Source organism: Salmonella sp. NW884 (genome assembly GCF_051700745.1).
Classification (GTDB): domain Bacteria; phylum Pseudomonadota; class Gammaproteobacteria; order Enterobacterales; family Enterobacteriaceae; genus Salmonella; species Salmonella enterica.
Genome location: NZ_JAMMDE010000011.1, coordinates 62684 through 88650, shown reverse-complemented (window position 1 = coordinate 88650; position 25967 = coordinate 62684). Strand labels below are relative to the sequence as shown.

The 25967-nt window shown below is 51.9% G+C and carries 26 protein-coding genes; 15 read left to right on the top strand and 11 right to left on the bottom strand.

What is annotated here, in order from left to right; all coding sequences use genetic code 11:
- The first annotated feature begins 245 nt into the window (after window positions 1-245).
- The 10 genes from NA197_RS19765 (at window position 246) to panD (ending at window position 9752) form a co-directional block, all read left to right on the top strand.
- Window positions 246-830, top strand: coding sequence for a fimbrial protein (locus NA197_RS19765; RefSeq protein WP_000709193.1), 585 nt, complete (start codon window positions 246-248; stop codon window positions 828-830).
- Window positions 831-1008: 178 nt separating this feature from the next.
- Window positions 1009-1743 (top strand): fimbrial chaperone, encoded by a 735-nt coding sequence (locus NA197_RS19760; RefSeq protein WP_000967610.1) that lies wholly within the window; start codon window positions 1009-1011, stop codon window positions 1741-1743.
- Between the two features lie 59 nt (window positions 1744-1802).
- Window positions 1803-4409: a Sta fimbria outer membrane usher protein StaC gene (gene staC / locus NA197_RS19755; protein ID WP_064043220.1), complete on the top strand. Its 2607-nt coding sequence runs from the start codon at window positions 1803-1805 to the stop codon at window positions 4407-4409.
- Window positions 4396-4962 (top strand): fimbrial protein, encoded by a 567-nt coding sequence (locus tag NA197_RS19750; RefSeq protein ID WP_000827925.1) that lies wholly within the window; start codon window positions 4396-4398, stop codon window positions 4960-4962. The genes staC and NA197_RS19750 overlap by 14 nt, the downstream gene beginning before the upstream one ends.
- A gap of 14 nt (window positions 4963-4976) precedes the next feature.
- Window positions 4977-5585, top strand: a complete 609-nt coding sequence (staE, locus tag NA197_RS19745) for a fimbrial protein StaE (protein WP_000744143.1) — start codon at window positions 4977-4979, stop codon at window positions 5583-5585.
- 11 nt (window positions 5586-5596) lie between these two features.
- Complete coding sequence (locus NA197_RS19740; RefSeq protein WP_001253683.1) at window positions 5597-6181, top strand: fimbrial-like protein; 585 nt, start codon at window positions 5597-5599, stop codon at window positions 6179-6181.
- Between the two features lie 36 nt (window positions 6182-6217).
- Complete coding sequence (locus NA197_RS19735; RefSeq protein ID WP_000924984.1) at window positions 6218-7393, top strand: fimbrial-like adhesin; 1176 nt, start codon at window positions 6218-6220, stop codon at window positions 7391-7393.
- A 109-nt stretch (window positions 7394-7502) separates the two neighbouring features.
- Entirely contained in the window at window positions 7503-8297 is a 795-nt protein-coding gene (gene panB / locus NA197_RS19730) for a 3-methyl-2-oxobutanoate hydroxymethyltransferase (protein WP_000043003.1), read from the top strand.
- A gap of 125 nt (window positions 8298-8422) precedes the next feature.
- Window positions 8423-9277, top strand: coding sequence for a pantoate--beta-alanine ligase (panC, locus tag NA197_RS19725; protein ID WP_064043219.1), 855 nt, complete (start codon window positions 8423-8425; stop codon window positions 9275-9277).
- A gap of 94 nt (window positions 9278-9371) precedes the next feature.
- Window positions 9372-9752, top strand: coding sequence for an aspartate 1-decarboxylase (gene panD, locus NA197_RS19720; protein WP_000621526.1), 381 nt, complete (start codon window positions 9372-9374; stop codon window positions 9750-9752).
- 6 nt (window positions 9753-9758) lie between these two features.
- Here panD and NA197_RS19715 read toward each other — a convergent pair whose 3' ends face one another.
- The 4 genes from NA197_RS19715 to NA197_RS19700 form a co-directional block, all read right to left on the bottom strand.
- Window positions 9759-10988: a polysaccharide deacetylase family protein gene (locus tag NA197_RS19715; protein WP_000245322.1), complete on the bottom strand. Its 1230-nt coding sequence runs from the start codon at window positions 10986-10988 to the stop codon at window positions 9759-9761.
- 61 nt (window positions 10989-11049) lie between these two features.
- Window positions 11050-11490 (bottom strand): PTS sugar transporter subunit IIA, encoded by a 441-nt coding sequence (locus tag NA197_RS19710; protein ID WP_000901966.1) that lies wholly within the window; start codon window positions 11488-11490, stop codon window positions 11050-11052.
- A 104-nt stretch (window positions 11491-11594) separates the two neighbouring features.
- On the bottom strand, window positions 11595-12365 hold the full coding sequence (locus NA197_RS19705) for an ABC transporter permease (RefSeq protein ID WP_000983418.1): 771 nt from the start codon (window positions 12363-12365) through the stop codon (window positions 11595-11597).
- On the bottom strand, window positions 12362-13288 hold the full coding sequence (locus tag NA197_RS19700; protein ID WP_064043218.1) for an ABC transporter ATP-binding protein: 927 nt from the start codon (window positions 13286-13288) through the stop codon (window positions 12362-12364). Before NA197_RS19700 ends, NA197_RS19705 begins: the two co-directional genes overlap by 4 nt.
- Before the next feature lie 108 nt (window positions 13289-13396).
- Between NA197_RS19700 and can the strand changes: the two genes are divergently transcribed.
- The gene (gene can / locus NA197_RS19695; protein ID WP_000651591.1) at window positions 13397-14059 is read left to right on the top strand and encodes a carbonate dehydratase; all 663 of its coding nucleotides are present in this window, start codon (window positions 13397-13399) and stop codon (window positions 14057-14059) included.
- 57 nt (window positions 14060-14116) lie between these two features.
- On the opposite strand, the gene hpt is transcribed toward can, so the two are convergent.
- On the bottom strand, window positions 14117-14653 hold the full coding sequence (gene hpt, locus NA197_RS19690) for a hypoxanthine phosphoribosyltransferase (protein ID WP_000683342.1): 537 nt from the start codon (window positions 14651-14653) through the stop codon (window positions 14117-14119).
- Window positions 14654-14858: 205 nt separating this feature from the next.
- Between hpt and NA197_RS19685 the strand changes: the two genes are divergently transcribed.
- Window positions 14859-17249 (top strand): glucose/quinate/shikimate family membrane-bound PQQ-dependent dehydrogenase, encoded by a 2391-nt coding sequence (locus NA197_RS19685; RefSeq protein ID WP_000829727.1) that lies wholly within the window; start codon window positions 14859-14861, stop codon window positions 17247-17249.
- Between the two features lie 77 nt (window positions 17250-17326).
- On the opposite strand, the gene cueO is transcribed toward NA197_RS19685, so the two are convergent.
- A complete protein-coding gene (cueO, locus tag NA197_RS19680; RefSeq protein ID WP_064043217.1) occupies window positions 17327-18937 on the bottom strand; it encodes a multicopper oxidase CueO in 1611 nt (536 codons plus the stop codon).
- 201 nt (window positions 18938-19138) lie between these two features.
- Here cueO and NA197_RS19675 point away from each other — a divergent pair, with 201 nt between their 5' ends.
- The 3 genes from NA197_RS19675 to speD all read left to right on the top strand — a co-directional run bounded on the left by NA197_RS19675 (window position 19139) and on the right by speD (window position 21268).
- The gene (locus tag NA197_RS19675; protein WP_000846613.1) at window positions 19139-19486 is read left to right on the top strand and encodes a YacC family pilotin-like protein; all 348 of its coding nucleotides are present in this window, start codon (window positions 19139-19141) and stop codon (window positions 19484-19486) included.
- Between the two features lie 106 nt (window positions 19487-19592).
- Entirely contained in the window at window positions 19593-20453 is an 861-nt protein-coding gene (gene speE, locus NA197_RS19670) for a polyamine aminopropyltransferase (RefSeq protein ID WP_064043216.1), read from the top strand.
- A 20-nt stretch (window positions 20454-20473) separates the two neighbouring features.
- Window positions 20474-21268 carry an adenosylmethionine decarboxylase gene (speD, locus tag NA197_RS19665; protein ID WP_000734293.1) on the top strand — a complete coding sequence of 265 codons (795 nt, stop codon included), beginning with the start codon at window positions 20474-20476 and terminating at the stop codon, window positions 21266-21268.
- Between the two features lie 29 nt (window positions 21269-21297).
- Here the strand turns inward: speD and NA197_RS19660 are convergent, their stop codons facing one another.
- The 5 genes from NA197_RS19660 to yacL form a co-directional block, all read right to left on the bottom strand.
- Window positions 21298-22065: a DeoR/GlpR family DNA-binding transcription regulator gene (locus NA197_RS19660; protein WP_000678253.1), complete on the bottom strand. Its 768-nt coding sequence runs from the start codon at window positions 22063-22065 to the stop codon at window positions 21298-21300.
- A 9-nt stretch (window positions 22066-22074) separates the two neighbouring features.
- Window positions 22075-23058: a D-threonate 4-phosphate dehydrogenase gene (locus tag NA197_RS19655; RefSeq protein WP_000448749.1), complete on the bottom strand. Its 984-nt coding sequence runs from the start codon at window positions 23056-23058 to the stop codon at window positions 22075-22077.
- Window positions 23048-24319, bottom strand: coding sequence for a D-threonate kinase (gene dtnK, locus NA197_RS19650; protein ID WP_000782192.1), 1272 nt, complete (start codon window positions 24317-24319; stop codon window positions 23048-23050). Before dtnK ends, NA197_RS19655 begins: the two co-directional genes overlap by 11 nt.
- On the bottom strand, window positions 24316-25269 hold the full coding sequence (locus NA197_RS19645; RefSeq protein WP_001022089.1) for a 2-keto-3-deoxygluconate permease 1: 954 nt from the start codon (window positions 25267-25269) through the stop codon (window positions 24316-24318). The genes dtnK and NA197_RS19645 overlap by 4 nt, the downstream gene beginning before the upstream one ends.
- Window positions 25270-25503: 234 nt before the next feature.
- Complete coding sequence (gene yacL / locus NA197_RS19640; RefSeq protein ID WP_000384308.1) at window positions 25504-25866, bottom strand: protein YacL; 363 nt, start codon at window positions 25864-25866, stop codon at window positions 25504-25506.
- Window positions 25867-25967 lie beyond the last annotated feature (101 nt).

Sequence of the window (25967 nt, the reverse complement as noted above, 5' to 3'; positions counted from 1 at the left end):
TCCGTTTAAAAAACAGCCACTTAATGCAATTAAACATACACACCATAAATAACACTATTAATAACACAATGAATAAAATGTCAGAATATCCTTAAATATAATCAGATGTAATTCATCGCAAAAAACAATAAATAACAAATATTATACAAAAGTTATCCTCAAACGCTAAAATCCAAGCCCTGCTATTTAATATAAATTAGTAGATATTTAATTTATTAACATTTCAATCCTGTAAGGATACAGCAATGAAAAAAGCGATTTTAGCTGCCGCAATGGTTATGGCTATGGGTTCTACTTCCGCAATGGCAGTTGAAGGCGGCCAGATCGAATTCCACGGTTTAGTGAGCGCAACAACCTGTTCTAAAGTAGTTTCCTCTTCACGCGGTAATCAAGCGACTGATGGTGACGTATATCTGACTACAGCAGCCCCAGGCGATATCACTGAAGGCGTTGCTGCTAACGCATACGGCGCGCTTCCGGCTCCGTTCTCTATCATCCTGGATTGCTCAGGGGCGGCTGATGTAACTGATGCCACTAAGGCTTCTCTGGTAATGGATTCGTCATTCTCTAACACTACCGGCACTCTTGACAATGACACCACACTGTCCGTGGCTGGTGAAACTGGGGCTGAAAACGTGAATATCGCCATCCATGATGCCGATACCAAAACTCAGGTTAAAATCGATGGCGCTGAAATTCATGAAGCGTCCTTCAAAAACAAAGTTGCAACCTATAACTTTATGGCGTCTTACGTTCGTGCCGATGCTTCTAAAGAAGTGACTACCGGTCATGTAACCACGAACGCAATGTATACCTTTACTTACCAGTAACAGGACATACGGTTATCACTAATAAGTACTCGTACCTTTCCTTGAGTTAGCGTGCTTATCAGTTATTGATCTCATATAACCTTCGGGGTCCAGGAATTATTTCAACGATTCCGGGGGTTCATTCAATTTAATTAAATTCAAAGTTGATTTCATTATCTTCTACAGGCAAGGAACGCTTATGTTGTATGTAAAAAAAAGCCTGACCGCCATCGTATTAGCCAGTGCTGTATTTAGTACCTTTAGCTATGCGGATATTATTATCTCGGGCACCCGAATCGTTTATGACGAAAATAAAAAAGACGTCAGTATAAGACTGGAAAATAAGGGTACCCGCCCATTATTAGTCCAAAACTGGATAGACCTGGGTAACGATAACGACGATCCCGGGAGTATTAAAGCGCCTTTCGTTTCTACCCCCCCGGTTTCACGCGTTGAGCCTAAACGTGGGCAATCGGTAAAAATTATGTATACCCAGGCCAGCGCGCTGCCGAAAGACCGGGAAAGCGTCTTCTGGTTTAACGTACTGGAAGTACCGCCAAAAGCGGATACCAGCAAAGAAGAGAATAAAAGCTTACTGCAACTGGCTTTTCGTACCCGTATCAAACTGTTCTATCGCCCAACAGGACTAAAGGGCCAGCCTGCTGAAGCGGCAAAACAACTGAAGTGGCAAATAGCGAGCGAACAAGGCCACGCGGTACTACGTGCTGATAACTCAACTCCGTATTTCGTCTCATTTAATGACGCTACCTACACTGCAGGCGGTAAACGTTATGACGTTGAAGCCACCATGGTTGCGCCTTTCAGTAAATCATCCTTCACCGTGAAAGGCTTGTCAGGCGCTAGCGCCGGAAAACTGGAGTATCACGCCATTAATGATTTTGGCGGTTTGATTGAAGGTTCCGTATCGCTGTAACGGATTAACCAAGAATCAGGATGAAGAAATCGGTGCAAAACTTTCCACATTCCAAGGCCATGCCGAAGAAAACGATGCTCGCAGTTTGCTGTGCGCTATTTTATAGCCAGAGCAGTATTTCCGCTGAAAGCGTTGAATACGACAGTTCCTTTTTAATGGGGAGTAGCGCCTCCACAATCGATATCAGCAAATACTCCGACGGCAACCCAACGCCTGTCGGAACGTATAGCGTAAAAGTTTTCGTCAACGAAAACCCCGTATCAAGCCTGTCCATACCCTTTATCGATATCGGCAAGGTCAGTGCAGAAGCCTGCCTGACACAAAAAAATCTGGCGCAGTTGCATATCAAACAGCCAGAAATCAATGCGACCAATCAAATTCTGAAAAAAGGGGAGGAAGAAGATCAAGATTGTCTGAACCTTCCCATCGCCATCGCGCATTCAGAGGTCAATTTTGATATGGGCGAACAGCGTCTGGATATTACCGTACCTCAGGCGTGGCTCATTGAAGGTTATGACGGCTATGTTGAGCCTTCGCTGTGGGAAGATGGTATTCCGGCAGCGCTTCTGTCCTACTCGGCGAACGGCTATCACAGCACCAATGGCAACGCCGATAATGACAGTATGTATGCGGCGTTTAACACCGGTATTAACCTCGGCGCATGGCGTTTTCGCGCCAACGGCAACTATAACTGGACGAAAGACTCAGGAAGCTCCTTTGACTACCAGAATCGCTACTTGCAGCGCGATCTGCCTTCAATGCGCTCTCAACTTGTTGTCGGTGAAACCTATACCACGGGCGAAACATTTGACTCCGTAAGCATTCGCGGGGCTCGTCTGTATAGCGACAACCGAATGCTACCTTCGCAGCTTGCCAACTATGCGCCGATTATTCGCGGCGTAGCAAACAGTAACGCCAAGGTCAGCATAACCCAGGGCGGCTACAAAATTTATGAGTCCACGGTACCGCCAGGCCCCTTTGAAATCAGCGACATCAGTCCTTCCGGCTACGGTAGCGACCTCATCGTCACCGTTGAGGAGGCCGACGGCAGTAAACGCACCTTTAGCCAGCCATTCTCCTCGGTTATGCAGATGCAGCGCCCGGGCGTCGGACGTTGGGATTTCAGCGCCGGTGAAGTGAATGACGATGAGCTTCATGACAAGCCCTATATGGCGCAAGGTTCATATTACTACGGCCTTAATAACTTTTTGACCCTCTATACAGGTGTTCAGGGAACAGATAATAACTATCTTGCCGGGTTGCTGGGTGTCGGCCTCAACACCCCTCTTGGCGCATTTGCACTTGATGTCACTCAGTCTCGTACAGAGATCCCTGAGGATAAAACCTATAAGGGCCAGAGCTACCGACTGACGTGGAACAAGCTGATTGAACCGACGGCAACCTCCTTTAACGTAGCGGCATATCGTTATTCAACGCAGGACTACCTGGGCCTGAATGATGCGCTACAGCTGATTGATGACGCGAAACATAAAGACGCGGACGATCGCAACACCATGCTTAACTATTCGCGCATGAAAAACCAGGTCACGGTCAGCATAAACCAACCGTTGAGGTTTAAGGAAGTCGACTACGGTTCCTTTTTCCTCTCAGGCTCCTGGACCGACTACTGGGCTACCAATGAAAGCCGTACCGACTATAGCCTCGGCTACGGAAGAGGTTTTTCGTGGGGCAGCCTCAGTATCAACCTCCAGAGATCCTGGGATGAAGATGGCGAAAAAGATGATTCGCTCTATATCAACTTCAACGTTCCGCTGGAGAATCTGCTGGGCGGCGGTCGCCGTAAGTCGGGTTTCAGCTCACTGACGGCGCAAATGCGCACTGATTTTGACGGCGGGCACCAGTTGAGCATGAACAGCAACGGCAGCAGTGAAGACCATACGCTGAACTACAGCGTTAACACCGGCTACACCATGCAGAAAAATGAAAAGAACATCACCGATGTCGGCGGCTACGCCAGCTATCAGTCCCCCTGGGGAGATGTTACTGCTTCAGCCTCTGCCAATAATGACAGCAGCCGACAATATTCGCTCGCCACAACCGGAGGCTTTGTCCTGCATGGCGGTGGAGTGACGTTCACTAACGATAACTTCGGTAATAGCGATGCCATCGTGCTGGTAAAAGCCCCCGGCGCGAAAGGCGCGCGCATCAATGGCGGCAACAGCACCATCGATCGCTGGGGCTACGGCGCGACGAACTCGCTTTCCGCCTACAGAGAAAACCAGGTCAATATTGATATCGACACGCTGGAAAACGATGTCGAACTAAAGAGCACCAGTACAACCCTGATACCGCGTGATGGCGCGGTAGTCTTAGCCAGTTTCGAAACTGACCAGGGACGCTCGGTCATTCTCAACATGTCCCGTAATGACGGAAAAGCCCTACCATTTGGCGCAGAAGTCTACGAGAACGATGTGCAGATCGGCAACATGGGCCAGGGCGGTCAGGCTTTTGTTCGCGGCATCAGCGATGCAGGCGAACTCTCAGTACGCTGGTTTGAAGAAAACCAGCCAGCAACTTGTTTAGCAACCTTTGCGTTGCCGGCAACGCAACAAACGGTAGGGTCCAGCCAGACCTTACTGTTAGACCACATAACCTGTCGTGTTAATAACCTTAAATCAAATGGAATAGACAATGAAAAGGAATAAATACCTTTTGGCAGCCTCTGTGCTCGCCGTGATATTTCCGCTTACCAGTCAGGCGGAAAATATCAACGTCGACTTTACCGCCACCGTGTTAGCCACGACCTGCAGCATGTCAATTGCGGCGTTAGATGGCTCGAACTTATCGGGTGATGCCACCAGCGGCTATACGCTGAACGTCGGCGATGTCGGGTTGGATAAAATTATAAAAAAATCAGCGGAATCGCAGAAAAACTTTAAGTTTGTCGCGAAGGATTGCAGTGCCGCTCTGACCAAAATCACCACCACGCTTGCCAGCTCCACAGATGCCAGCGGCAATTTTATCAAAAACCAATCAGCGGCAAGCGGCGCTGCCACCAATGTTGGCATGGGCTTTAAGCGCAAAAGCACTACCGATGAAACCTATTTCACGCCCGGCTCAGGCTCATTTAGCTGGACTTCCGACGAGCGCGCAGCAAACGAAGTGGAAATGACGGTCGCGCTGCGTGAACTGACCGACGGCGCGGGTACCACAGGTGCTTTCAGCTCAACCGCTACGTTTAACTTCACTTATCAATAACAAGGACGATGATAATGAAAAAGCAAATATTGCGCGTCGTGATTTTTAGCTCGCTGATTGCCACGGGAGCTGGCATATCAACGATGACATATGCCGATGGAACCAACAGTCTGGACCTGACCGTGAACGCCAATATCACTGCGGGTACGTGTTCTGCATCCGTGGTTGAAGGTGATACCATTACCGATACTATCGCTTTTGGCAACGTTTACATTTCTGAAGTATATGCAAAAAGTAAAATAAAACCCTTTAAGTTACGGTTCAGTGATTGTGTCGGTCTCAAAGATAAAAAAGCTAAGTTCAGACTAGCCCCAAATAATGTAGCATGCCCGGGGAGCAGCGGCACTGATGGGCAATTCGCAAATGCCTCGACTTCAACAACAAAGGCAGCAATGGTCGCCATGGAAGTATGGACGACAGAAACCCCTGGAGGCACTGGCGCGGTAAAACTTCACTGCTGGTCGAAACCAGAACAAACCGTGGATTTATCTGGTGCAAGTGTAACAACGCCTGTTGATTTTCCTTTAAGCGCTATGATGGTCGCTCAAAGCGGCGGTACGCTTCAAAATATGACAGCGGGAGATTTCTACTCGCCCACCACCTTCACCATCACTTACCAGTAATGGTGATACCAATGAGACGTTTGCGCGAACCCACGCTCGCCACGTTATTTTCAGGGCTGGCAACAGCCCTGTTTAGCGCGACGCTGTACGCCGATACCAATGTGAATTTCACCGCCAGCGTGCAGAAGGACACCTGCCAGATAAAGATAGATGGCAATGGAACGGTAAACTTCGCCACCATAGCGCCCGCCTATTTTGCCGATGGCATTACCGCGGAAACCGATTATGAGGGGGGGAAAGAGTTCACCATTAAGCTTATTTCTTGCCCGATCAGTGATGGTAAAATAACCAATGTTACCTTTAATTTCGCACCACTAAACGGGCAGTTCTCACCTGAGAATCAACAAGTTTTTCCTAATGACATCGCTACCGATGCTGGTGGCGTAGACAATGTCGGCGTGGTGATTTTCACCACCGATTCACCACGCACCAACGTGCTTAATACGGATGGTTCATCGCGGGCGACTTTTGCTGCCAGCACCTACAGCGACACCGTCTGGACCTTTTACTCCAGAATGCAAAAAATACGCAGTGCCGAAAAAGTGACGACCGGTGAACTTAGCAGCCGTGTACTGGTGAATGTCTCCTATGAATAATCAGGAGATTTTATTAAACGAAAGGATATCGTTAATATGCTTTTAAAAAACACAACATGGTTTGCCGCCTTTTTCCTGATGATGGCTATCATGTCCAACTGTTATGCCATAAATACTACCCTGGTCGTTGGCGACTACGCCTCCAGTGAACATGATGGCCCAAGCGGGGATTCGGTATTCACTGATAACAGCCACAATTTTGGGCAGACCATCGCGATTCATAAGGAAACGGCGCTGCGCCAGATTACCGTTTTTAACTGGTCCGGCATCCAGTACGTTATGGAGATGTTCTGTAACGGCAGCGGCAACCACACCTACCTTCAACTGACCCATAATTATATCTCTGCTGGCAAAAGCTATAATGGACATCCGCTGTATAAAACCTCAATCCCCGGTTTTTATTTCACCATTGAGATGACCTTCCTTCAGCCAGCAGAGAATATGACCTCAAGCACCTTCTGGTTTGATAAGACCTCAACGCCGATCACCAGCGAGTTCACGGAATTTCCGTCAGCCTGCTCCAGAACAAATGTTTATAGCAACCTTGGCAAATTAATGTATGGCCTGAAAATCTATGCCTATGTCGACTCTGACTTCGCGCCGACGGAAGCCCAGCTTCAAAGCTTTACGCTGTCTAAAAACGGCGACTCCGATTTCTACATTGATAACCCGGGCAGCGGATTATCAAACTATAAAATGAAGTTTAACCTCGCCGCCACAGGACTTAAGGCCGTCTGGCCAACCTGCTCGGCCAGCACCATTAGCGGCACCAATGTTTCGGGATCAACGGTTAAGCTGGGTAGCTTTTATCCAAAGCAGATTATGGAAGGGCTGTCGCCGACCAAGTTCCAGATCAATCTCTCCTCCTGCCAGTACATCAATAATATTGAAGTTAAATTGGCCAGTAATAATGTCGGGACGAAAAACACCTCGCTACTAACCAACAATTCAACCAGCAACACGAAAGCCAGCGGCATTGGCGTTTTAATTGAAGGTTTGAAAAGTAGTTCGAGCGCCCAGATGGTACTCAAACCTAACGACTCAAGCTCAATTTATAAAGACACCACCAATAACACCGGAGACGGCAGCCCGGTAGGAAGCGCGACAAAATCGTTGTATTTCCAGGCAACCTTAAAGCCCGATGGTGACAATCCAACAATCAATCCAGGTGATTTCAAAGCCACCGCTCAATTTTCAATCACCTATCCGTAAAATCCTATAACGAACCGCAACGCAATTTGCCCAGAAAGGGCTAACGCTTGCGGTTCTCTTCCCCTACAATGCGGCCATTCTATTCATCAATATTATGGCCGGAGAGGTTATGAGCAAACCCACTACTATCGCTGTGCTGCAGAAATGCAAACAAGAGAAAAAGCGCTTCGCCACCATTACCGCGTACGATTACAGCTTCGCCAAACTCTTCGCCGACGAAGGTATCAATGTGATGCTGGTTGGCGACTCACTGGGCATGACGATTCAGGGGCATGACTCCACTCTGCCTGTCACCGTGGAAGATATCGCCTACCACACCCGCGCGGTACGCCGCGGTGCGCCGAACTGCCTGCTGCTCTCCGACCTGCCGTTTATGGCTTACGCCACGCCGGAACAGGCGTTTGAAAACGCGGCTATCGTGATGCGTGCGGGGGCCAACATGGTCAAAATCGAAGGCGGCGCATGGTTGGTTGATACGGTGAAAATGCTCACCGAACGCGCCGTGCCGGTTTGCGGTCATCTGGGATTAACTCCCCAGTCGGTGAATATCTTCGGCGGCTATAAAATTCAGGGCCGCGGCGACGCCGGGCAGATACTGCTGGATGATGCGCTGGCTTTAGAAGCCGCGGGCGCTCAGTTGCTGGTACTCGAGTGCGTGCCGGTTGAACTGGCGAAGCGCGTCACGGAAGCGCTGTCGATTCCGGTGATCGGCATCGGCGCGGGCAACGTCACCGACGGTCAGATCCTGGTGATGCACGATGCGTTTGGCATCACCGGCGGTCATATTCCAAAATTCGCGAAAAATTTCCTTGCCGAGGCGGGCGACATGCGCGCCGCCGTACGGCAGTATATGGCAGAAGTGGAGTCCGGCGTTTATCCGGGCGAAGAACACAGCTTTCACTAATTTTTCTGACCGTGCCGGATGGCGACGCGACGCGTCTTATCAGGCCTACAGATCCTCAACGGATGTAGGCCTGATAAGCGCAGCGCCATCGGGCTGGATCATCAAGCAACTCAAGGAGTTTTGTTGTGCTAATCATTGAAACCCTGCCGCTGCTGCGCCAGCATATTCGTCGTCTGCGTCAGGAAGGTAAACGCGTCGCACTGGTTCCCACCATGGGCAACCTGCATGACGGCCATATGAAGCTGGTCGATGAGGCAAAAGCCCGGGCTGATGTGGTGATCGCCAGCATTTTCGTCAATCCGATGCAGTTTGACCGGCCGGACGATTTGGTGCGTTATCCGCGCACGCTGCAGGAAGATTGTGAAAAGCTGAACAAACGCAAAGTCGATTATGTCTTTGCGCCAGCCGTTGAGGAAATCTACCCGCATGGGCTGGAAGGCCAGACGTACGTTGATGTTCCCGGCCTCTCTACCATGCTGGAAGGCGCCAGCCGTCCAGGTCATTTCCGCGGCGTCTCGACTATCGTCAGCAAGCTGTTCAACCTGATCCAGCCGGATATCGCCTGCTTTGGCGAGAAGGATTTCCAGCAACTGGCGCTGATCCGCAAAATGGTGGCGGATATGAGTTATGACATTGAGATCGTCGGCGTGCCGATTATTCGCGCCAAAGACGGGCTGGCGCTCAGCTCACGTAACGCTTATCTGACCGCAGAGCAGCGCAAAATTGCGCCGGGTCTATACAACGTGATGAATAGCATCGCTGAAAAACTGATTGCGGGTAATCGTGAGCTGCAAGAGATTATTGCCATTGCCGAACAGGAACTGAATGAAAAAGGCTTCCGTGCCGACGACATTCAAATCCGTGATGCCGACACGCTGCTGGAGCTGACGGAAACCAGCAAACGCGCAGTGATTCTGGCTGCCGCCTGGCTGGGACAGGCGCGTCTGATCGATAATCAAAGCGTTACATTAGCCCAGTAGACAGGGGTTAAAAATCGGGCAATACTGCCTGAGAATTTCCAAAGCAGGCTACAAGCGCCTGCTTAGCCAAGATAAACGACAGGGTATAGAAGTTATGATTCGCACCATGCTGCAAGGCAAGCTCCACCGCGTAAAAGTCACGCAGGCGGACCTGCACTACGAAGGCTCCTGCGCCATTGACCAGGATTTCCTTGATGCCTCCGGTATTCTGGAAAACGAAGCGATTGATATCTGGAACGTGACCAATGGGAAACGTTTCTCAACCTATGCGATTGCGGCTGAACGCGGCTCCAGAATCATCTCGGTGAACGGTGCGGCGGCGCACTGCGCTGAAGTTGGCGACATTGTGATTATCGCCAGCTTCGTCACCATGTCTGATGAAGAAGCCCGGACATGGCGTCCGAAAGTGGCCTACTTTGAAGGCGACAACGAAATGAAGCGCACCGCGAAAGCCATTCCGGTCCAGGTTGCCTGATAGTCCTTACCCCTGCGGCTGATTGACTATCAGCCGCGACATCGTTTCCAGCGAATCCGTGCGTAAAATATACAATCTTTTGAGCAGCATCGGATTATCTCCCGGCTTCACCTTCCCTCTCACCGTGGTGACCGCCAGATGGAACCCGGCGTCTTTTGCTGCTTTGATCGCGGTCGCGTTATAGCCGCCAAAGGGATAAGAAAGATAAAATACGTGCGGAGTAAACTGTGTGAGCGCCCGCCGCGAGCGTTCAAAATCAAACAGAATATTATGGTAGCTGCGGCTATATAAAATCGGGCGGCGATGCCCATCTACCCGGTGTAAAAAATGGGTATGCGACTGAAAATCAAAAACATCGCTTATCTTGCGCAATTCGGACACGCTCATAAATTGCAGCGACCTGGGATTCCATTTTTGCGGATGGCGCTTAATACGCGATGAGATAATAAATGCCGTCGCTTTCATATCGTACTGCTTTAATACCGGATACGCATAGCGACTCACCGATTTAAGGCCATCATCAAAGGTGATAGCCACCGCGCGCGCCGGAAAATTAGCGCGGTTATAGATGTAATCCTCCAGTTGGTACATCGTCAACGTGGCATAGCCGCGATCGCGAAGCCAGGTCATTTGGTTGCTGAATGCCCGAACCGAAGTCGTGGTGGAGGTATGGCGAAAACGGGTATTCTCTTCATCACGTAAAATGTGATGATAGGTCAAAATCGGAATGCCGTTGTCTTCCTGCGCATCCATGGCGTTGACATAAGCCAGCCTGTCGCCAATACGGATCTGATACCAGGTTTGATGTAGCCGGCCTTTCAGCTTGCTAATAATGGGGTAACGCAAATTATCCACCAATACGCCAAACGGGGCGCTACTGATGTCCGGCGCGTTATACACCGGCGTGTCCTTCCAGGTCACCAGATTCTGATTGCTGAGCGGCTTGTTAAGATCGCCCAGCCCATCTTCCACTTTTTGTTTTCCCTGCACGGGTTCCAGATGGCCTTTATCGATAAACCCCACACCGAAGCCAAATTTAAAGGCATAATAATCAACCGCAACAGGCGTTACGGAAAGAATTTGTCCGGCGCGGATATTCCCTACGGTCACCATTTTGTCGCCAATCTGCGACCAGATGGCGGCATCTTTCGTCGTTTGCATATAACGAGCGGGCAAGGCAGCCAACACATTACCGGCGAAAAAGAACAGCAAGATAAGAACAACGCGCATAACCATATATCATAACCGAGGCGAAAAAACGCCGTTATTGTAGCAAAAGCGTCGTCAATGGTATTGATCAAAACTCATACAAATCATGCAGCAATACAAAAGGCGGATTTTTCTGCTGCTGATGCCAGAGACTGGTGACATCCGGCGCGCCAAGCGCGACAATCTGGTCGCGAAATGCTGAACTGCTCATCGACTCTCGCAAAGGAATCATTTCCTCTATCAATGAATAGCTAATGCCTGAAATAACTTCACATTGAGGATGTTTATGGCTCATCAGCGACGCTACACGATAAGGCGCCGCGCCGGAAATGTCGGTTAAAAATATCACGCCTTCACCGGAATCGGTGGCATGGAGGGCATCACACATCATGCGGCTCAGCATGTTTGAGCTCAGACCGCGCCAAAAATTGACCGCCCGGCATTGCGCCAGCGGACCATTTTTTCTCTCCAGGCGATCAAGCATATCCTGTGCACGATCGTCATGGCAGGTAATCACCCAACCTAACATAGCCTACCTCCTTAGCAGGCAAGTAGTTTATCAGGGTTACCAATCAGGAATGATGACAGCCGTCAAAAGTCTCCTCTTCCCTCCAGGAGAAGAGGAGAATCGTATCAGCTACGCAAACCGCGTCCGCGCTGGATCAGCGACCAACACAGCAGATAGAAAGCAGCGATAAAGATCACCAGTACGCCAAACGTTGTCACCAGCGGCACATCATGGATACCCAGAAAACCATAACGGAAACCGCTGATCATGTAGACGATCGGGTTCAGGTGCGACAACCCTTGCCAGAACGGCGGCAGCAGCGTCAGCGAGTAAAATACCCCGCCGAGGTAGGTCAGCGGCGTCAGCACAAAGGTCGGGATCAGACTGATATCGTCAAAGGTTTTCGCAAACACGGCGTTCAGCAGTCCGGCCAGCGAGAACAGAATCGCGGTCAGAATCAGCGTTAGCGCGACAAATACCCAGGAATGCACCTGGAAAGGCACGAAAAAGAGCGAAATCGCCGTCACCAGAATCCCCACGCACAGCCCGCGCGCCACGCCGCCGCCGACAAATCCGGCGATGATCACGTGCGTTGGCACCGGCGCGACCAGCAGTTCCTCAATATTGCGCTGAAACTTGGCGCTAAAGAACGAGGAGGCCACATTGGCGTAGGAGTTAGTAATGACCGCCATCATAATCAGGCCCGGCACAATAAATTGCATATAGCTAAAGCCATGCATTTCGCCGATGCGCGAACCGATCAGGTTACCGAAAATAATAAAATAGAGCGTCATGGTGATGACAGGCGGCACCAGCGTTTGCACCCAGATCCGCATAAAGCGGTGGATCTCTTTCGCCCAGATGCTTTTAAGGGCAACCCAGTAAAGCTGCATCATGCGCGATCTCCTTGTTTTTCATGCACCAGCGACACAAACAGTTCTTCCAGACGGTTGGCTTTATTACGCATACTTAATACCTGAACCCCCTGCTCGCTCAGTTGGCTAAAGACACTGTTAACCCCCTGCTCGCGTAACACTTCCACCTCCAGAGTCGAGGTATCCACCAGACGATATTGATAACCTGCAAGCTTAGGTAGCGGGCTTTTTGGCGCTAAATCCAGAATAAATGTCTCCGATTTCAGCTTTGAAAGCAGATTTTTCATGGAAGTATTTTCCACCAGCTCGCCGTGCTGAATAATACCGATATTGCGGCACAGCATTTCTGCCTCTTCCAGATAGTGGGTGGTAAGAATAATCGTGGTGCCTTTGGCGTTTAAGTCTTTCAGGAACCCCCACATCGAGCGACGCAATTCGATATCGACGCCCGCCGTCGGCTCGTCGAGAATCAATAGTTTAGGCTCATGCATCAATGCGCGGGCGATCATCAGGCGGCGCTTCATCCCACCGGAGAGCATCCGCGCGCGTTCATGACGTTTTTCCCACAGATCGAGCTGTTTTAAATACTTTTCGCTACGTAAAACCGCCTCTTTATGCTCCACGCCGTAATAACCGGCCTGATTCACTACGATCTGTTGCACCGTTTCAAACGGGTTAAAGTTAAACTCCTGTGGCACCAGTCCAAGCTGTCGCTTGGCGTTAACCACGTCTTTTTCCAGGTCGTAACCAAAAATGTTAACGCGCCCGGACGTTTTATTAACCAATGAGCTGATAATACCGATGGTGGTCGATTTCCCTGCTCCATTTGGCCCCAGAAGCGCGTAAAAATCCCCCGCTTCGACCTGCAAATCTATGCCGCGCAGCGCCTGAACGCCGCCGGGATAGGTTTTTTTAAGTTGTTGAAGTTCCAGCGCAATGGTCATAAATTCTCACTTACTTTACGTTCTTACACTTTATATATGGTTTAAATAATTACGGAGTTGCCCTATATTAGCCCAACGCACTTATTTGGTTACAGGTCGTTAACTTCCATGAAAGACATAGATACACTCATCAGCAACAATGCACTATGGTCAAAAATGCTGGTGGAAGAGGACCCCGGATTTTTTGAGAAACTGGCGCAAGCGCAAAAACCGCGCTTTCTATGGATTGGATGTTCCGACAGCCGCGTTCCCGCAGAGCGTTTAACCGGGCTTGAACCGGGCGAATTGTTTGTTCACCGTAATGTGGCTAACCTGGTTATTCACACCGATCTGAACTGTCTCTCCGTGGTTCAGTATGCGGTAGATGTTCTGGAAGTTGAGCATATTATCATTTGCGGCCACTCCGGTTGCGGCGGTATCAAGGCTGCGGTAGAAAACCCTGAGCTGGGCTTGATTAATAACTGGCTGCTGCATATCCGCGACATCTGGCTTAAACATAGCTCGCTGTTGGGAAAAATGCCCGAAGAGCAACGTCTGGACGCGCTCTATGAATTGAACGTCATGGAGCAGGTCTATAACCTGGGGCATTCCACCATTATGCAGTCAGCGTGGAAACGCGGGCAGAATGTGACCATTCACGGCTGGGCGTACAGTATCAATGATGGCCTGCTGCGCGATCTTGACGTCACCGCCACCAACAGAGAAACGCTGGAGAACGGCTATCATAAGGGTATTTCCGCCCTAAGTCTGAAATACATTCCCCACCAATAAGCCATTAGCTATAGGCCGGATAAGTCGCTTTAGCGACGCCATCCGGCATTTCTGCGCTTACTCGTCCAGCAGCACCACTTTACCAACATACGGTAGATGGCGATAACGCTGAGCGTAGTCGATACCGTAACCGACTACAAATTCGTCCGGAATCGAAAAGCCAACGAACTCAACCGGCACGTCCACTTCGCGGCGAGAAGGTTTATCCAGCAGCGTACAAATCGCCAGCGATTTCGGCTCGCGCAGGCCCAGGATTTCACGGACCTTCGACAGCGTATTACCGGAATCAATAATGTCTTCGACAATCAGCACGTCTTTACCACGAATATCCTCATCCAGATCTTTGAGGATTTTCACGTCGCGGGTGGTGGACATGCCGCTACCATAGCTGGAGGCGGTCATAAAATCGACTTCATGAGGAACCTGAACTTCACGGCACAGGTCCGCCATAAACATAAATGAGCCACGCAACAGACCTACCAGCACCATTTCACTGCCGCTGTCTTTATAACGTTCGGTAATCTGACGACCCAGCTCGGCAATACGTGCTTTGATCTCCGCTTCGGGGATCATGACTTCAACAGTATGTTTCATATTTATAACCATATGATTTAAAAACAAATCACTCAATGCCGGTGACTAATAACGCCGCATTGACGCGCAAGGCACGCAGTATAACAGCAAACGTATTCATTCGCGGCATTTGATAAGAAAGCTCATTTTGTGATGACGATCACACATGTTAATTCCTATACTTAATTGCTACTAAAAAATTAACAATTTGGGATGGTGTCTTTTTATGGCAGAAAATAACGCACGATCGCCACGATTACTCGTGACGCTGACGGCCCTCTTTGCAGCACTTTGTGGGCTGTATCTTCTTATCGGAGGTGTCTGGCTGGTTGCTATTGGCGGTTCCTGGTACTACCCCATCGCGGGCCTCGTGATGCTGGTTGTGGCCGGATTGCTATGGCGCAGTAAACGTGCCGCACTGTGGCTGTATGCCGCCCTGCTGCTGGCGACAATGATTTGGGGCGTGTGGGAAGTCGGGTTCGACTTCTGGGCGCTCACGCCGCGTAGCGATATTCTGGTGTTTTTCGGCATCTGGCTAATATTGCCGTTTGTCTGGCATCGGCTGGTGGTTCCTTCCAGCGGCGCAGTGGCGGCGCTGGTCGTGGCGCTGCTGATTAGCGGCGGCATTCTGACCTGGGCCGGCTTCAACGACCCGCAGGAGATCAACGGTACGCTTCGCGCCGACGCCACACCCGCCGCAACAAGCTCGTCGATCGCCGACGAAGACTGGCCGGCCTATGGGCGCAATCAGGAAGGCCAACGCTATTCACCGCTGAAACAGATCACTGCGGATAACGTTCACCAACTGAAAGAAGCGTGGGTCTTCCGCACCGGCGATCTGAAACAACCCAACGATCCGGGTGAAATCACCAACGAAGTGACCCCGATTAAAGTCGGCGATACGCTTTATCTGTGTACAGCTCACCAGCGTCTGTTCGCGCTGGACGCCGCCAGCGGTAAAGAGAAGTGGCATTTTGATCCTCAGTTGAAGACCGATTCGTCTTTCCAGCATGTGACCTGCCGCGGCGTCTCTTATCATGAGGCCAAAGCGGATACCGCCTCGCCGGAGGTCATCGCCGACTGTCCGCGCCGTATTATCCTCCCGGTCAACGACGGTCGCCTTTTCGCGGTGAATGCCGAAACCGGCAAGCTGTGTGAAACCTTCGCCAACAAAGGCGTCCTGAATCTGCAAACCAATATGCCGGATACCACGCCGGGACTGTATGAACCGACGTCGCCGCCGATTATCACCGATAAAACAATTGTCATTGCCGGTTCGGTCACGGATAACTTCTCTACCCGCGAAACGTCCGGCGTTATCCGTGGTTTTGATGTTAATAGCGGTAAACTACTGTGGGCCTTCGATCCTGGGGCGAAAGATCCGAACGCGATTCCAGCCGATGAGCACGCTTTTACCTTTAACTCGCCGAACTCCTGGGCGCCTGCCGCCTATGATGCGAAACTGGATCTGGTCTATCTGCCGATGGGCGTGACCACGCCGGATATCTGGGGCGGTAACCGCACGCCGGAGCAGGAACGTTATGCCAGCTCCATCCTGGCGCTGAATGCCACCACCGGGAAACTGGCCTGGAGTTATCAGACCGTCCATCACGATCTGTGGGATATGGACCTGCCGGCACAGCCGACGCTGGCGGATATTACCGTTGACGGTACTACCGTTCCGGTTATCTATGCGCCAGCGAAAACCGGTAATATCTTTGTGCTGGACAGACGTAATGGCGAGCTGGTCGTGCCCGCCCCGGAAAAACCGGTCCCGCAGGGCGCGGCAAAAGGCGATTACGTCGCCAAAACTCAGCCGTTCTCTGATTTAACCTTCCGCCCGAAAAAAGATCTCTCCGGCGCGGATATGTGGGGCGCGACCATGTTCGACCAACTGGTGTGCCGCGTCATGTTCCACCAGTTGCGCTATGAAGGTATCTTCACCCCGCCGTCCGAGCAGGGAACATTGGTATTCCCTGGCAACCTGGGGATGTTTGAATGGGGCGGTATTTCCGTCGATCCAGACCGTCAGGTCGCTATCGCTAACCCGATGGCGCTGCCGTTTGTCTCGAAGCTGATCCCACGCGGCCCGGGTAATCCGATGGAGCCGCCGAAAGACGCGAAAGGTACTGGTACAGAAGCGGGTATTCAGCCACAGTACGGCGTACCATTCGGCGTCACGCTGAATCCGTTCCTTTCGCCGTTTGGCCTGCCGTGTAAACAACCGGCCTGGGGCTATATTTCCGCGTTGGATCTGAAGACCAATGAAATCGTGTGGAAGAAACGTATAGGGACGCCGCGCGACAGTATGCCGTTCCCGATGCCGGTTCCGGTGCCGTTCAACATGGGGATGCCAATGCTGGGCGGGCCAATCTCAACCGCCGGTAACGTGTTGTTTATCGCCGCGACCGCCGACAACTACCTGCGCGCTTATAACATGAGCAACGGGGAAAAACTGTGGCAGGGACGTTTACCCGCCGGAGGCCAGGCAACGCCGATGACCTATGAGGTAAACGGTAAGCAGTACGTGGTCGTTTCTGCCGGAGGCCACGGTTCGTTTGGTACGAAGATGGGCGACTATATCGTGGCCTATGCTTTGCCTGACGACGCGAAATAACCATTAATGCCCGGCGTATGCCGGGCATTGTGCCGGGTGGCGGTTTCGCCTTACCCGGCCTGCGTCGCAGACATCGGTCAGACCGTAAATCCTAACATCATTCCCGTATCTTCATGTTCTAACAGATGACAGTGCGCCATATAGGCATGTTCCTTCGGCGCGTCGTGATCGAACTTGACCAGCACTTCGCTGATCCCCCCCTCAACGCGTACCGTATCCTTCCAGCCCGTTCTGTGCGCCGCTGGCGCTTTGCCGTTCTCTGACAAAATACGGAACTGGGTGCCGTGAATATGGAAAGGATGCAGCATCATGTCACCCACGCCGGAAATCACCCAACGTTCATGTCGGCCTTTTTGCGCCGCGAACATCGGTTTGTTCATATCGAAGACCTGGCCGTTGATAAAGTTAGCGTTATGGAAGTCGAATTTTCCGCCGTGATTCATATTGCCCATCGCGCCATGATTCATCCCGCTGTGATCCATGTTGCCATGATCCATTTCGCCATGCCCCATATTGCCGTCCTGCATATGCGCGTTCATGCTGTCATGATCCATGCCGCTCATCGCCTGAGCGCCATATTTCTTCATCAGCATTTGCATCCCCATCATATCAAGACGCGGGTCCATCGACAGTTTCAGGTTGCGCACCGTCAGCCCTTCCAGCAACGGCAACGCCGGCATCTTCGTCAACGTATCCGGCAGCGTACCGGAGGCGGTAATCCGCAGCGGCTGGATACGCATTACCGGATGCGGTTTATCAAACGGAGCGATCGCCATTCCCATCTGGCTGACCGGCAGGGTCACCAGATCAAAGGCTTTCCCGTCACTGATATCCACCAGCACTTCAAAACGCTCGCCCATTAATAACGGCAGTTCGGTGACTTTCACCGGCTCCGCCAGCAGGCCGCCGTCGCTGGCGATCACATAAAGCGGGCGATTATCGCTGGCGGCGATATTCAGAGAACGCGCATTACAGCCATTTAGCAAGCGCAGACGTAGCCAGCCTTTCGGCGCGGAATGCTGCGGATAGATAGCGCCATTGGTCAGCAGCGTATCGCCAAACCAGCCGACGGCGGCGGTCATAATATCCAGTTGATAATCAATCTGGCCATCGGCGGAGAAACGTTTGTCCTGAATGATCACCGGTACATCGTCGATGCCCCACTGTTTCGGCAGGCGCAATTTGCGAATCTCGTCATCTTCAATCAGCACCAGTCCGGCAAGGCCCATCGCCACCTGGCGCCCGGTTTTGCCGTGTTTGTGCGGATGAATCCAGCAGGTCGCGGCGCGTTGCTGCGGCGTAAACGTCACCGTGCGGGTTCCGCCTGCGGGAATAATCCCCTGCGGACCGCCGTCGACGATGCCTGGAATCTCCAGACCATGCCAGTGAAGCGTCGTGTCTTCGGCCAGTTGGTTATGGATATCAACGGTCACGCTTTTTCCTTTGTGAAGCTGTACCGCTGGCCCCAGCAAATTACCGTTGTAGCCCCAGGTTGTTGCGTTCTTACCGGCGAATGTCGACTGTCCGGCTTTAACAATTAACTGCATACGGTTGCTCGCATCTGCCGTTAACAGGTCAGGAATAGGCAACGCGGGACGTTCGGCGGCAAAAGCGGCGCGGCTCCACAGCGGCAGCGCTGATGCAACCCCCAGCGCCACTGAATATTTTAAGAAATCACGGCGTAACATAATCATTTCCTTATAATGAACAGGCGGGTGTCTAAGCTTAGACCCTGCCCTAACGGGAAGGTCAAGCCAGCAACACGTCTTTACCATTCCTGACAGCAATACAATAAGAATGAAAACGCCGCGACCAATCCTGATAATAAAAGTCGTCGCTACGTTCTCAGTATGCTAACGTTGACTTTCCCTGATGCCGTGGTAGAAGCAATGAAGACGTTTTTCAGACCCGTGTTGTTTGGCAGCCTGATGGCCTTATGCGCAAATAGCTATGCGCTTACTGAATCCGAAGCTGAAGATATGGCCGATTTAACGGCGGTTTTCGTTTTTCTGAAAAATGACTGTGGTTACCAAAATTTACCCAACAGTCAGATTCGCCGTGCGCTGGTCTTTTTTGCCCAGCAAAATCAGTGGGACCTGAGTAACTACGACACCTTCGATATGAAATCGTTGGGCGAAGACAGCTACCGCGATCTTAGCGGCATCGGTATTCCGGTCGCTAAAAAATGCAAAGCTCTGGCCCGCGATTCTCTGAGCCTGTTAGCCTACGTTAAATAATCCTCCGCGATCCTATTGCTGAAATAATGACCGTGCATCCACGGTCATTGTTAGCTATGATGTTGCGCCCTTTTTTTACGGGTGTTAACAATGGAGGTATCAGCCAATGGCCGAAAATACGATGTGGCATGAAACGCTACACGACCAGTTTGGTCAGTACTTTGCCGTAGACAACGTTCTGTATCATGAAAAAACCGATCACCAGGATTTAATCATCTTTGAAAACGCCGCTTTTGGCCGCGTGATGGCGCTGGACGGCGTGGTACAGACCACCGAACGCGACGAGTTTATTTATCATGAAATGATGACCCACGTCCCGCTGCTGGCGCACGGTCATGCGAAACACGTTCTGATTATCGGCGGCGGCGACGGCGCAATGCTACGTGAAGTTACCCGGCATAAAAACGTCGAAACCATCACCATGGTAGAGATAGACGCTGGCGTAGTCTCGTTTTGCCGCCAGTATTTACCCAACCACAATGCCGGCAGCTACGACGATCCGCGCTTTACGCTGGTGATCGACGACGGCGTGAATTTCGTCAATCAGACCCATCAGACCTTTGATGTGATCATTTCCGACTGTACCGATCCGATAGGCCCCGGCGAAAGCCTGTTTACCTCCGCCTTTTATGAAGGCTGTAAGCGTTGCCTGAATCCGGGCGGCATTTTTGTCTCCCAGAACGGCGTGTGCTTCCTGCAACAGGATGAAGCGCTCGACAGCCACCGCAAGCTGAGTCATTACTTCAGCGATGTCGGCTTCTACCAGGCGGCGATTCCGACCTATTACGGCGGCATTATGACCTTCGCCTGGGCGACGGACAACGACGCTCTTCGCCACCTGTCGAGCGAAATTATTCAGGCGCGTTTTCATGCCGCTGGCCTCAAATGCCGCTATTACAACCCGGCTATTCATGCCGCTGCATTTGCGCTACCGCAATATCTACATGACGCACTGTCCGCACAGTGACGTTAAGGAGGTGATAAAAATTGAAAAAGCTGAAACTGCATGGCTTTAACAATCTGACGAAAAGCCTGAGTTTTTGTATTTACGATATCTGCTACGCCAAAACCGCAGAAGAGCGCGATGGCTATATCGCCTATATCGATGAACTCTATAACGCCAACCGACTGACCGAGATCCTGTCGGAGACATGCTCCATTATCGGCGCGAACATCCTGAACATCGCCCGTCAGGATTATGAACCCCAGGGCGCCAGCGTCACGATTCTGGTGAGCGAAGAGCCAGTCGACCCGAAACTTATCGATCAAACCGAACATCCCGGCCCGCTGCCGGAAACCGTGGTGGCGCACCTCGATAAGAGCCATATCTGTGTGCATACCTATCCGGAAAGCCATCCGGAAGGCGGGCTTTGCACCTTTCGCGCCGACATCGAAGTGTCAACCTGCGGGGTGATTTCACCGCTAAAAGCGCTCAATTACCTGATCCACCAGCTAGAGTCTGATATCGTCACCATCGATTACCGCGTGCGCGGCTTTACGCGCGATGTCAACGGTATGAAACACTTTATCGATCATGAGATTAATTCCATTCAGAATTTTATGTCGGAAGATATGAAGTCGCTGTATGACATGGTGGATGTAAACGTGTATCAGGAAAATATTTTCCATACCAAGATGCTGCTTAAAGAGTTCGATCTTAAGCACTACATGTTTCACACCAAACCGGAAGATCTCACTGAAACCGAACGCCAGGAGATCACCGCCGCGCTGTGGAAAGAGATGCGCGAGATTTACTACGGCCGCAATATTTCTGCGGTCTGATTCACCACTGGCAGCGCCTGACGGCGCTGTCACTCCGGCTGCACCAGCATTAGCGCAAAAGCGCGCCCTTTCAGTTCAACCTGCGCTGACGGCGGCAGATTGACGTCAGTAATCACATCATTAAAGCGCTCAAGCGGCACCACATTAAAGAGCGAATGCGCGCCATACTTACTGCTGTCCGCCAGCAACACTTTGCGCTGCGCATTAGCAATAATCTCCTGTTTAAGCCCGGCCTTATCTTCCGTTGGGGTCGTCACGCCCGTTTTTACCCCCCATGAATTACAGCTCATAAACGCGATGTTCGGGTAAACGCTGCGCAACAGCTTACGCCCATGCTCACCGATACAGGACTGACTGCTGTCATCGATACGACCGCCGACAATCGTCACTTCAATTTGCCGGAACTCAGCTAAAAACAGCGCAATATGCAGATCGACGGTGATGACCCGCAGCGGAAGATGGGTTAAGCATTTCGCCAGCTCCATCATTGTCGTACCGGCATCCAGCACGACGGCATCGCCAGCATTCACCAGCGATGCGGCAACGCGTGCGATCGCCCGTTTTTCAGCGGGCGATCGCAGTTGTTTTTCATTGGTGGTGGGCTGAGCGGGTTCAAAACGCCGCAGCGCCACGCCGCCATGACTACGGCTGATCACGCCCTGCTCATCCAGCTTGATCAAATCGCGACGGATAGTGGCTGGCGATGCGTCAACCGCCTCAACCAGCTGTTCTACCGTAACCAGCGTATGGTTTTTCAGATACGCCACAATGAGATCCAGACGGTGTTGTCCTTTCATAACAGGGAATTATGCCAGTTGCATTGCCAGTTTGATCGATACGGCCATGCTCTCAGATTTTGCTTTTCCCGTCCAGGCGATATCAAATGCGGTGCCATGATCGGCAGAAGTCCGGATAAACGGCAGCCCTGCGGTGATATTCACGCCATCATAAAAGCCAAGCAATTTCAACGGAATATGCCCCTGATCATGATACATCGCCACCACCATATCATACTGTCCCTCATAAGCCTGGAGAAATACAGTATCCGGCGGGCACGGCCCATAAACGTCCATACCTTTTGCGCGGGCATCGGTAATGGCTGGCGTCAGGATACGCGTCTCTTCATCGCCAAACAGGCCATTCTCGCCCGCATGAGGGTTCACGCCTGCCACGGCGATACGCGGTTTAACGTAACCCACACGCTTGAGGAAAGTATCAGCAATACCAATCACCGTTTCGACACGCGTTGTACTTAACGTATCAAGGAATTTACGCAGCGCGATATGCGTTGAAACGTGAATCACTTTTAGTTTATCGGTGTAAAGTACCATCGCGTAATCGCGGCTATGGGTCAGGGTCGCGAGCAGCTCGGTATGGCCCGGATAGTTGTGCCCCGCCAGGTGCAGCGCCTCTTTATTCAGCGGCGCGGTAGCGATAGCCTGTACGTCGCCTCGTAACGCTAACTCGGTGGCGCGCTTCACGCAGCGATACGCTAAATCCCCCGCCTGCGCCTGAACTTTCCCAGCCTCCAGCGCCTCCGGCTGCGCCAGCGGCTCATCAATCACATGAATGATGCCGGGCGCAAAACGCGCTTCGGCGACCCGTTCAATGGCCCGTAACTCGACGTTCGGCGTGATGCCCTTCGCCTGTAAACGTTTCAACGTTGCGAGGCATCCAATAACCACCAGCGGCGCGCCGTTGAGACCGTCTTCGCTTAGCGCTTTAACAATAATTTCCGGCCCAATGCCCGCTGGATCGCCCATGGTAATGGCAACGGTTTTAGTCTCCACAATACATCTCCTCAATATAATAAAGCGCGTCACACAACGTACTGTCTGAACCGAATCCGCCCGCTTTGGTAATGACCGGCAGATCGTCAATTTCGCTGTTTACAAACGTTCCACAGGGAATACAGGGCGCCACCTCGCTCTGAATGCGATAACCTTCAGCGCCAAGCGCGCCGGCGACGGCGGTAGCGATATCGCCGCCGGTCAGAAACAACCCGCCAATCCGCGCCTGCTCGATAATGTTTAACGTGACGACGCCAAGCCGCTGGCTCAGTCGCTCGCCCAATTGCTGACGGCTCATCGCGGATTTTTCGCATAGCGCGTCGATTAGCTGTCGATCTTCTGCGCGACGGCTGGTGCGTAAAATCGTATGTCGATGCTGACTTAACAGCGCGCAGGCCTGCTCTACGACAGATGCGATTTCCTGCTCCGCGCTATCCGACACCATGCGCGCGGCATCGATATCCACGACCTCCGCACGTCCCCGGCACAGCGCATTATCCACCTGACGTCGCGTGGCTTCGCTCATCGAACCGGCTACCACCAGTACCGGTAGCCGCTGCCGGTCTTGCATAAAAAGTTCAACCGGCAACGCATTCGCCAGACCAGCTGCGCCGACGAGCAGCGGCATCGACGGTTGTTCGCACGCCGCTTGCGCAATCAACGTCAGGTCCCGCTCTTCTACCGCATCCACGACGATAATCCCTTCGCCCTCAGCCGCATAAGCCGTAAGTAAGGCGCTTAACCCACCGCGTCGGACATCCTGCAAAAAGACTTCATACACAGGGATCTCACTTTGCAACGCCACTATCTCGGCAATACGGGAAGAGACAATGGGCGTTTTCGGATCGCTGGCAAATTCGGTTTCCAGTAGCGGGACGCCATTAACCAGACATTTTCCTTCAAGCGTCGTGCGTCCGGCCGCAGGGATCGCGGCGGCGATAACGGCCAGTTTTCGCTGACTGGCGCGCATGGCCGCCGTCACTTCGGCGCCGATATTGCCGCGAAATGTGGAGTCGATTTTTTTGTACACCAGCGGCGCTGGCGATGTCTCACACCACGGGGAAAGCGCGGCATAAACGGCAGATGCCGCCTGATCTGCGGGCATCGCCCGGCTTTCGGTGTTAATGACTAACACATCGGCGCGGCGGGACGGTTTTTGCGACGCGCTCAACATAACTTCCGTTCTCGCCCCCTTCTTCGCCAACTGGACGCCGGTATCATTCGATCCGGTAAAATCATCGGCGATAACTATCATTTTCATGCGTTTTTCTCCAAAGAAGCCTGACGCGCCTGTTTTTTCGCAACCCAGGAGGTCAACACTGGCGTCAGGATTGCCGTGGTGATCACCGAGGCGGCAATCAGCGGAGCGGCAGCAGCGGCCACCTCGGCGAGCGAAGGGTCGGCCTGCGCAATAGCCAGCGGCGTCGCAACGGCATTACCCGCGGTGCTGGAGGCCGCCGCCCCGGCAATGCCAGTTCCGCCAACCAGACGATCTGCGCGAATATTAAAGAAACCGCCAACGAACGTTGTCAGCACGCCGAGCAGAATTCCGGCAAGTCCGCCTTGCAGTAACATTTCCAGGTTGATGCCCGCCCCCAGCGCAAAAGCAAAGAAAGGAATGAGCAGCGGGCCGCCTTTGGTCAAAAAATCGCGCATATGAGGATCAAGATTGCCGAGGATCATGCCGACAACCAGCGGAACCAGCACCGCCACCAGCGCCATAATGGGAATGTTCGCCATCCCTGCCGCGCCCAGCGCAATCATCGTAAAGAAAGGGCCATCATTAAGAGACAAAATAGAGATAGCGCCGACGTCGCGCTCATTGCCGAATTCGCCTACCAGCGCAGCATAAAGTCCGCCATTTGAATTGCTCATCGCCGCGATAATCGCCACGCCGCTCAGGCCAAAAATACCCTCCGCGCCGAAAAGATGCTCCACGCCCAGGCCAATCCCGATGGCGACAAGCAACTTAGTGAGCGTAATCGTCCCGCCCTGCAATAACGCCTGGGGCGCGGCTTTCACACTGATACCGGCTCCCATACACAGCAGAAAAGCGCCAATCAGCGGCGCCGCGCCGTTTTTAAATAAGGCGGTGGTAAAACCGCCGATCTCAAGCGCCTGTGGAGCGAAGGTGTTAATGACTGCGCCAATAACGAGCGGTACGACCATCATGCCGCCGGGTACGCGCTCTATTGCTTTTTTGATGTTCATGGTCTTACCGCCTGTTGCTTGTTGTGATTGAATAAAATCATAACGATTATATTCAATCAAATTAAGATCAAAAACGCGTCAGATCACAGTTTTAAAATGATTAATAAAAATCAAAAAATCATTCTGCTATAAAAAAGCCGGGATACTCCCGGCTGGAATGTGTGGTGATTTCGTTTCCGCTACCGCCCCCAACTGTCCGTCGACTGGCGTTGTGGGACAATAACGAAGAGAGGGTCAGGCTTTACTGACGAATTCCCGATACGCGGCGACGACCCGCAGAAAATCCTCCATGCCGCACAGGGATAAACTCTCTTCATCGTAATAACTCATCCCCTCTTCCATCTCATCGCCGGAAAAATCCAGCTGATTGGCGCGAATCATCACTTCTTCGCCGTCCATCCAGATCGTGTACTCATGCCCTGCTCGTTGCCAGGAGCGTTCGCTGCCTTTGACCGTACGCGCGGCTTGTTCTACTTCATCCAGTAGCGAGAGATTGTCTTTAACCTCTTCATTAAACCAGTGACCGACCACCTCGTGGCCCATCGACATTCGTACTTTTACCCCTCCGGTAACGTCGCGCAGAAATTCGTAATCCATGATCTGTTCCTCTACAAAGGCAATGCGTCACCGCTGCATTGTACCTATGGGTAATTATCGCAGCTATGTAGAGGAAAAAAAGTGGATACGTCTAATTGTCG

What these genes read in the sequence shown, in the direction of transcription:
- NA197_RS19765 (WP_000709193.1), top strand. Translation starts at nt 246, where the DNA reads ATGAAAAAAGCGATTTTAGCTGCCGCAATGGTTATGGCTATGGGTTCT.
- NA197_RS19760 (WP_000967610.1), top strand. Translation starts at nt 1,009, where the DNA reads ATGTTGTATGTAAAAAAAAGCCTGACCGCCATCGTATTAGCCAGTGCT.
- staC (WP_064043220.1), top strand. Translation starts at nt 1,803, where the DNA reads ATGCCGAAGAAAACGATGCTCGCAGTTTGCTGTGCGCTATTTTATAGC.
- NA197_RS19750 (WP_000827925.1), top strand. Translation starts at nt 4,396, where the DNA reads ATGAAAAGGAATAAATACCTTTTGGCAGCCTCTGTGCTCGCCGTGATA.
- staE (WP_000744143.1), top strand. Translation starts at nt 4,977, where the DNA reads ATGAAAAAGCAAATATTGCGCGTCGTGATTTTTAGCTCGCTGATTGCC.
- NA197_RS19740 (WP_001253683.1), top strand. Translation starts at nt 5,597, where the DNA reads ATGAGACGTTTGCGCGAACCCACGCTCGCCACGTTATTTTCAGGGCTG.
- NA197_RS19735 (WP_000924984.1), top strand. Translation starts at nt 6,218, where the DNA reads ATGCTTTTAAAAAACACAACATGGTTTGCCGCCTTTTTCCTGATGATG.
- panB (WP_000043003.1), top strand. Translation starts at nt 7,503, where the DNA reads ATGAGCAAACCCACTACTATCGCTGTGCTGCAGAAATGCAAACAAGAG.
- panD (WP_000621526.1), top strand. Translation starts at nt 9,372, where the DNA reads ATGATTCGCACCATGCTGCAAGGCAAGCTCCACCGCGTAAAAGTCACG.
- NA197_RS19715 (WP_000245322.1), bottom strand. Translation starts at nt 10,988, where the DNA reads ATGGTTATGCGCGTTGTTCTTATCTTGCTGTTCTTTTTCGCCGGTAAT.
- NA197_RS19710 (WP_000901966.1), bottom strand. Translation starts at nt 11,490, where the DNA reads ATGTTAGGTTGGGTGATTACCTGCCATGACGATCGTGCACAGGATATG.
- NA197_RS19705 (WP_000983418.1), bottom strand. Translation starts at nt 12,365, where the DNA reads ATGATGCAGCTTTACTGGGTTGCCCTTAAAAGCATCTGGGCGAAAGAG.
- NA197_RS19700 (WP_064043218.1), bottom strand. Translation starts at nt 13,288, where the DNA reads ATGACCATTGCGCTGGAACTTCAACAACTTAAAAAAACCTATCCCGGC.
- can (WP_000651591.1), top strand. Translation starts at nt 13,397, where the DNA reads ATGAAAGACATAGATACACTCATCAGCAACAATGCACTATGGTCAAAA.
- hpt (WP_000683342.1), bottom strand. Translation starts at nt 14,653, where the DNA reads ATGAAACATACTGTTGAAGTCATGATCCCCGAAGCGGAGATCAAAGCA.
- NA197_RS19685 (WP_000829727.1), top strand. Translation starts at nt 14,859, where the DNA reads ATGGCAGAAAATAACGCACGATCGCCACGATTACTCGTGACGCTGACG.
- cueO (WP_064043217.1), bottom strand. Translation starts at nt 18,937, where the DNA reads ATGTTACGCCGTGATTTCTTAAAATATTCAGTGGCGCTGGGGGTTGCA.
- NA197_RS19675 (WP_000846613.1), top strand. Translation starts at nt 19,139, where the DNA reads ATGAAGACGTTTTTCAGACCCGTGTTGTTTGGCAGCCTGATGGCCTTA.
- speE (WP_064043216.1), top strand. Translation starts at nt 19,593, where the DNA reads ATGGCCGAAAATACGATGTGGCATGAAACGCTACACGACCAGTTTGGT.
- NA197_RS19660 (WP_000678253.1), bottom strand. Translation starts at nt 22,065, where the DNA reads ATGAAAGGACAACACCGTCTGGATCTCATTGTGGCGTATCTGAAAAAC.
- dtnK (WP_000782192.1), bottom strand. Translation starts at nt 24,319, where the DNA reads ATGAAAATGATAGTTATCGCCGATGATTTTACCGGATCGAATGATACC.
- NA197_RS19645 (WP_001022089.1), bottom strand. Translation starts at nt 25,269, where the DNA reads ATGAACATCAAAAAAGCAATAGAGCGCGTACCCGGCGGCATGATGGTC.
- yacL (WP_000384308.1), bottom strand. Translation starts at nt 25,866, where the DNA reads ATGGATTACGAATTTCTGCGCGACGTTACCGGAGGGGTAAAAGTACGA.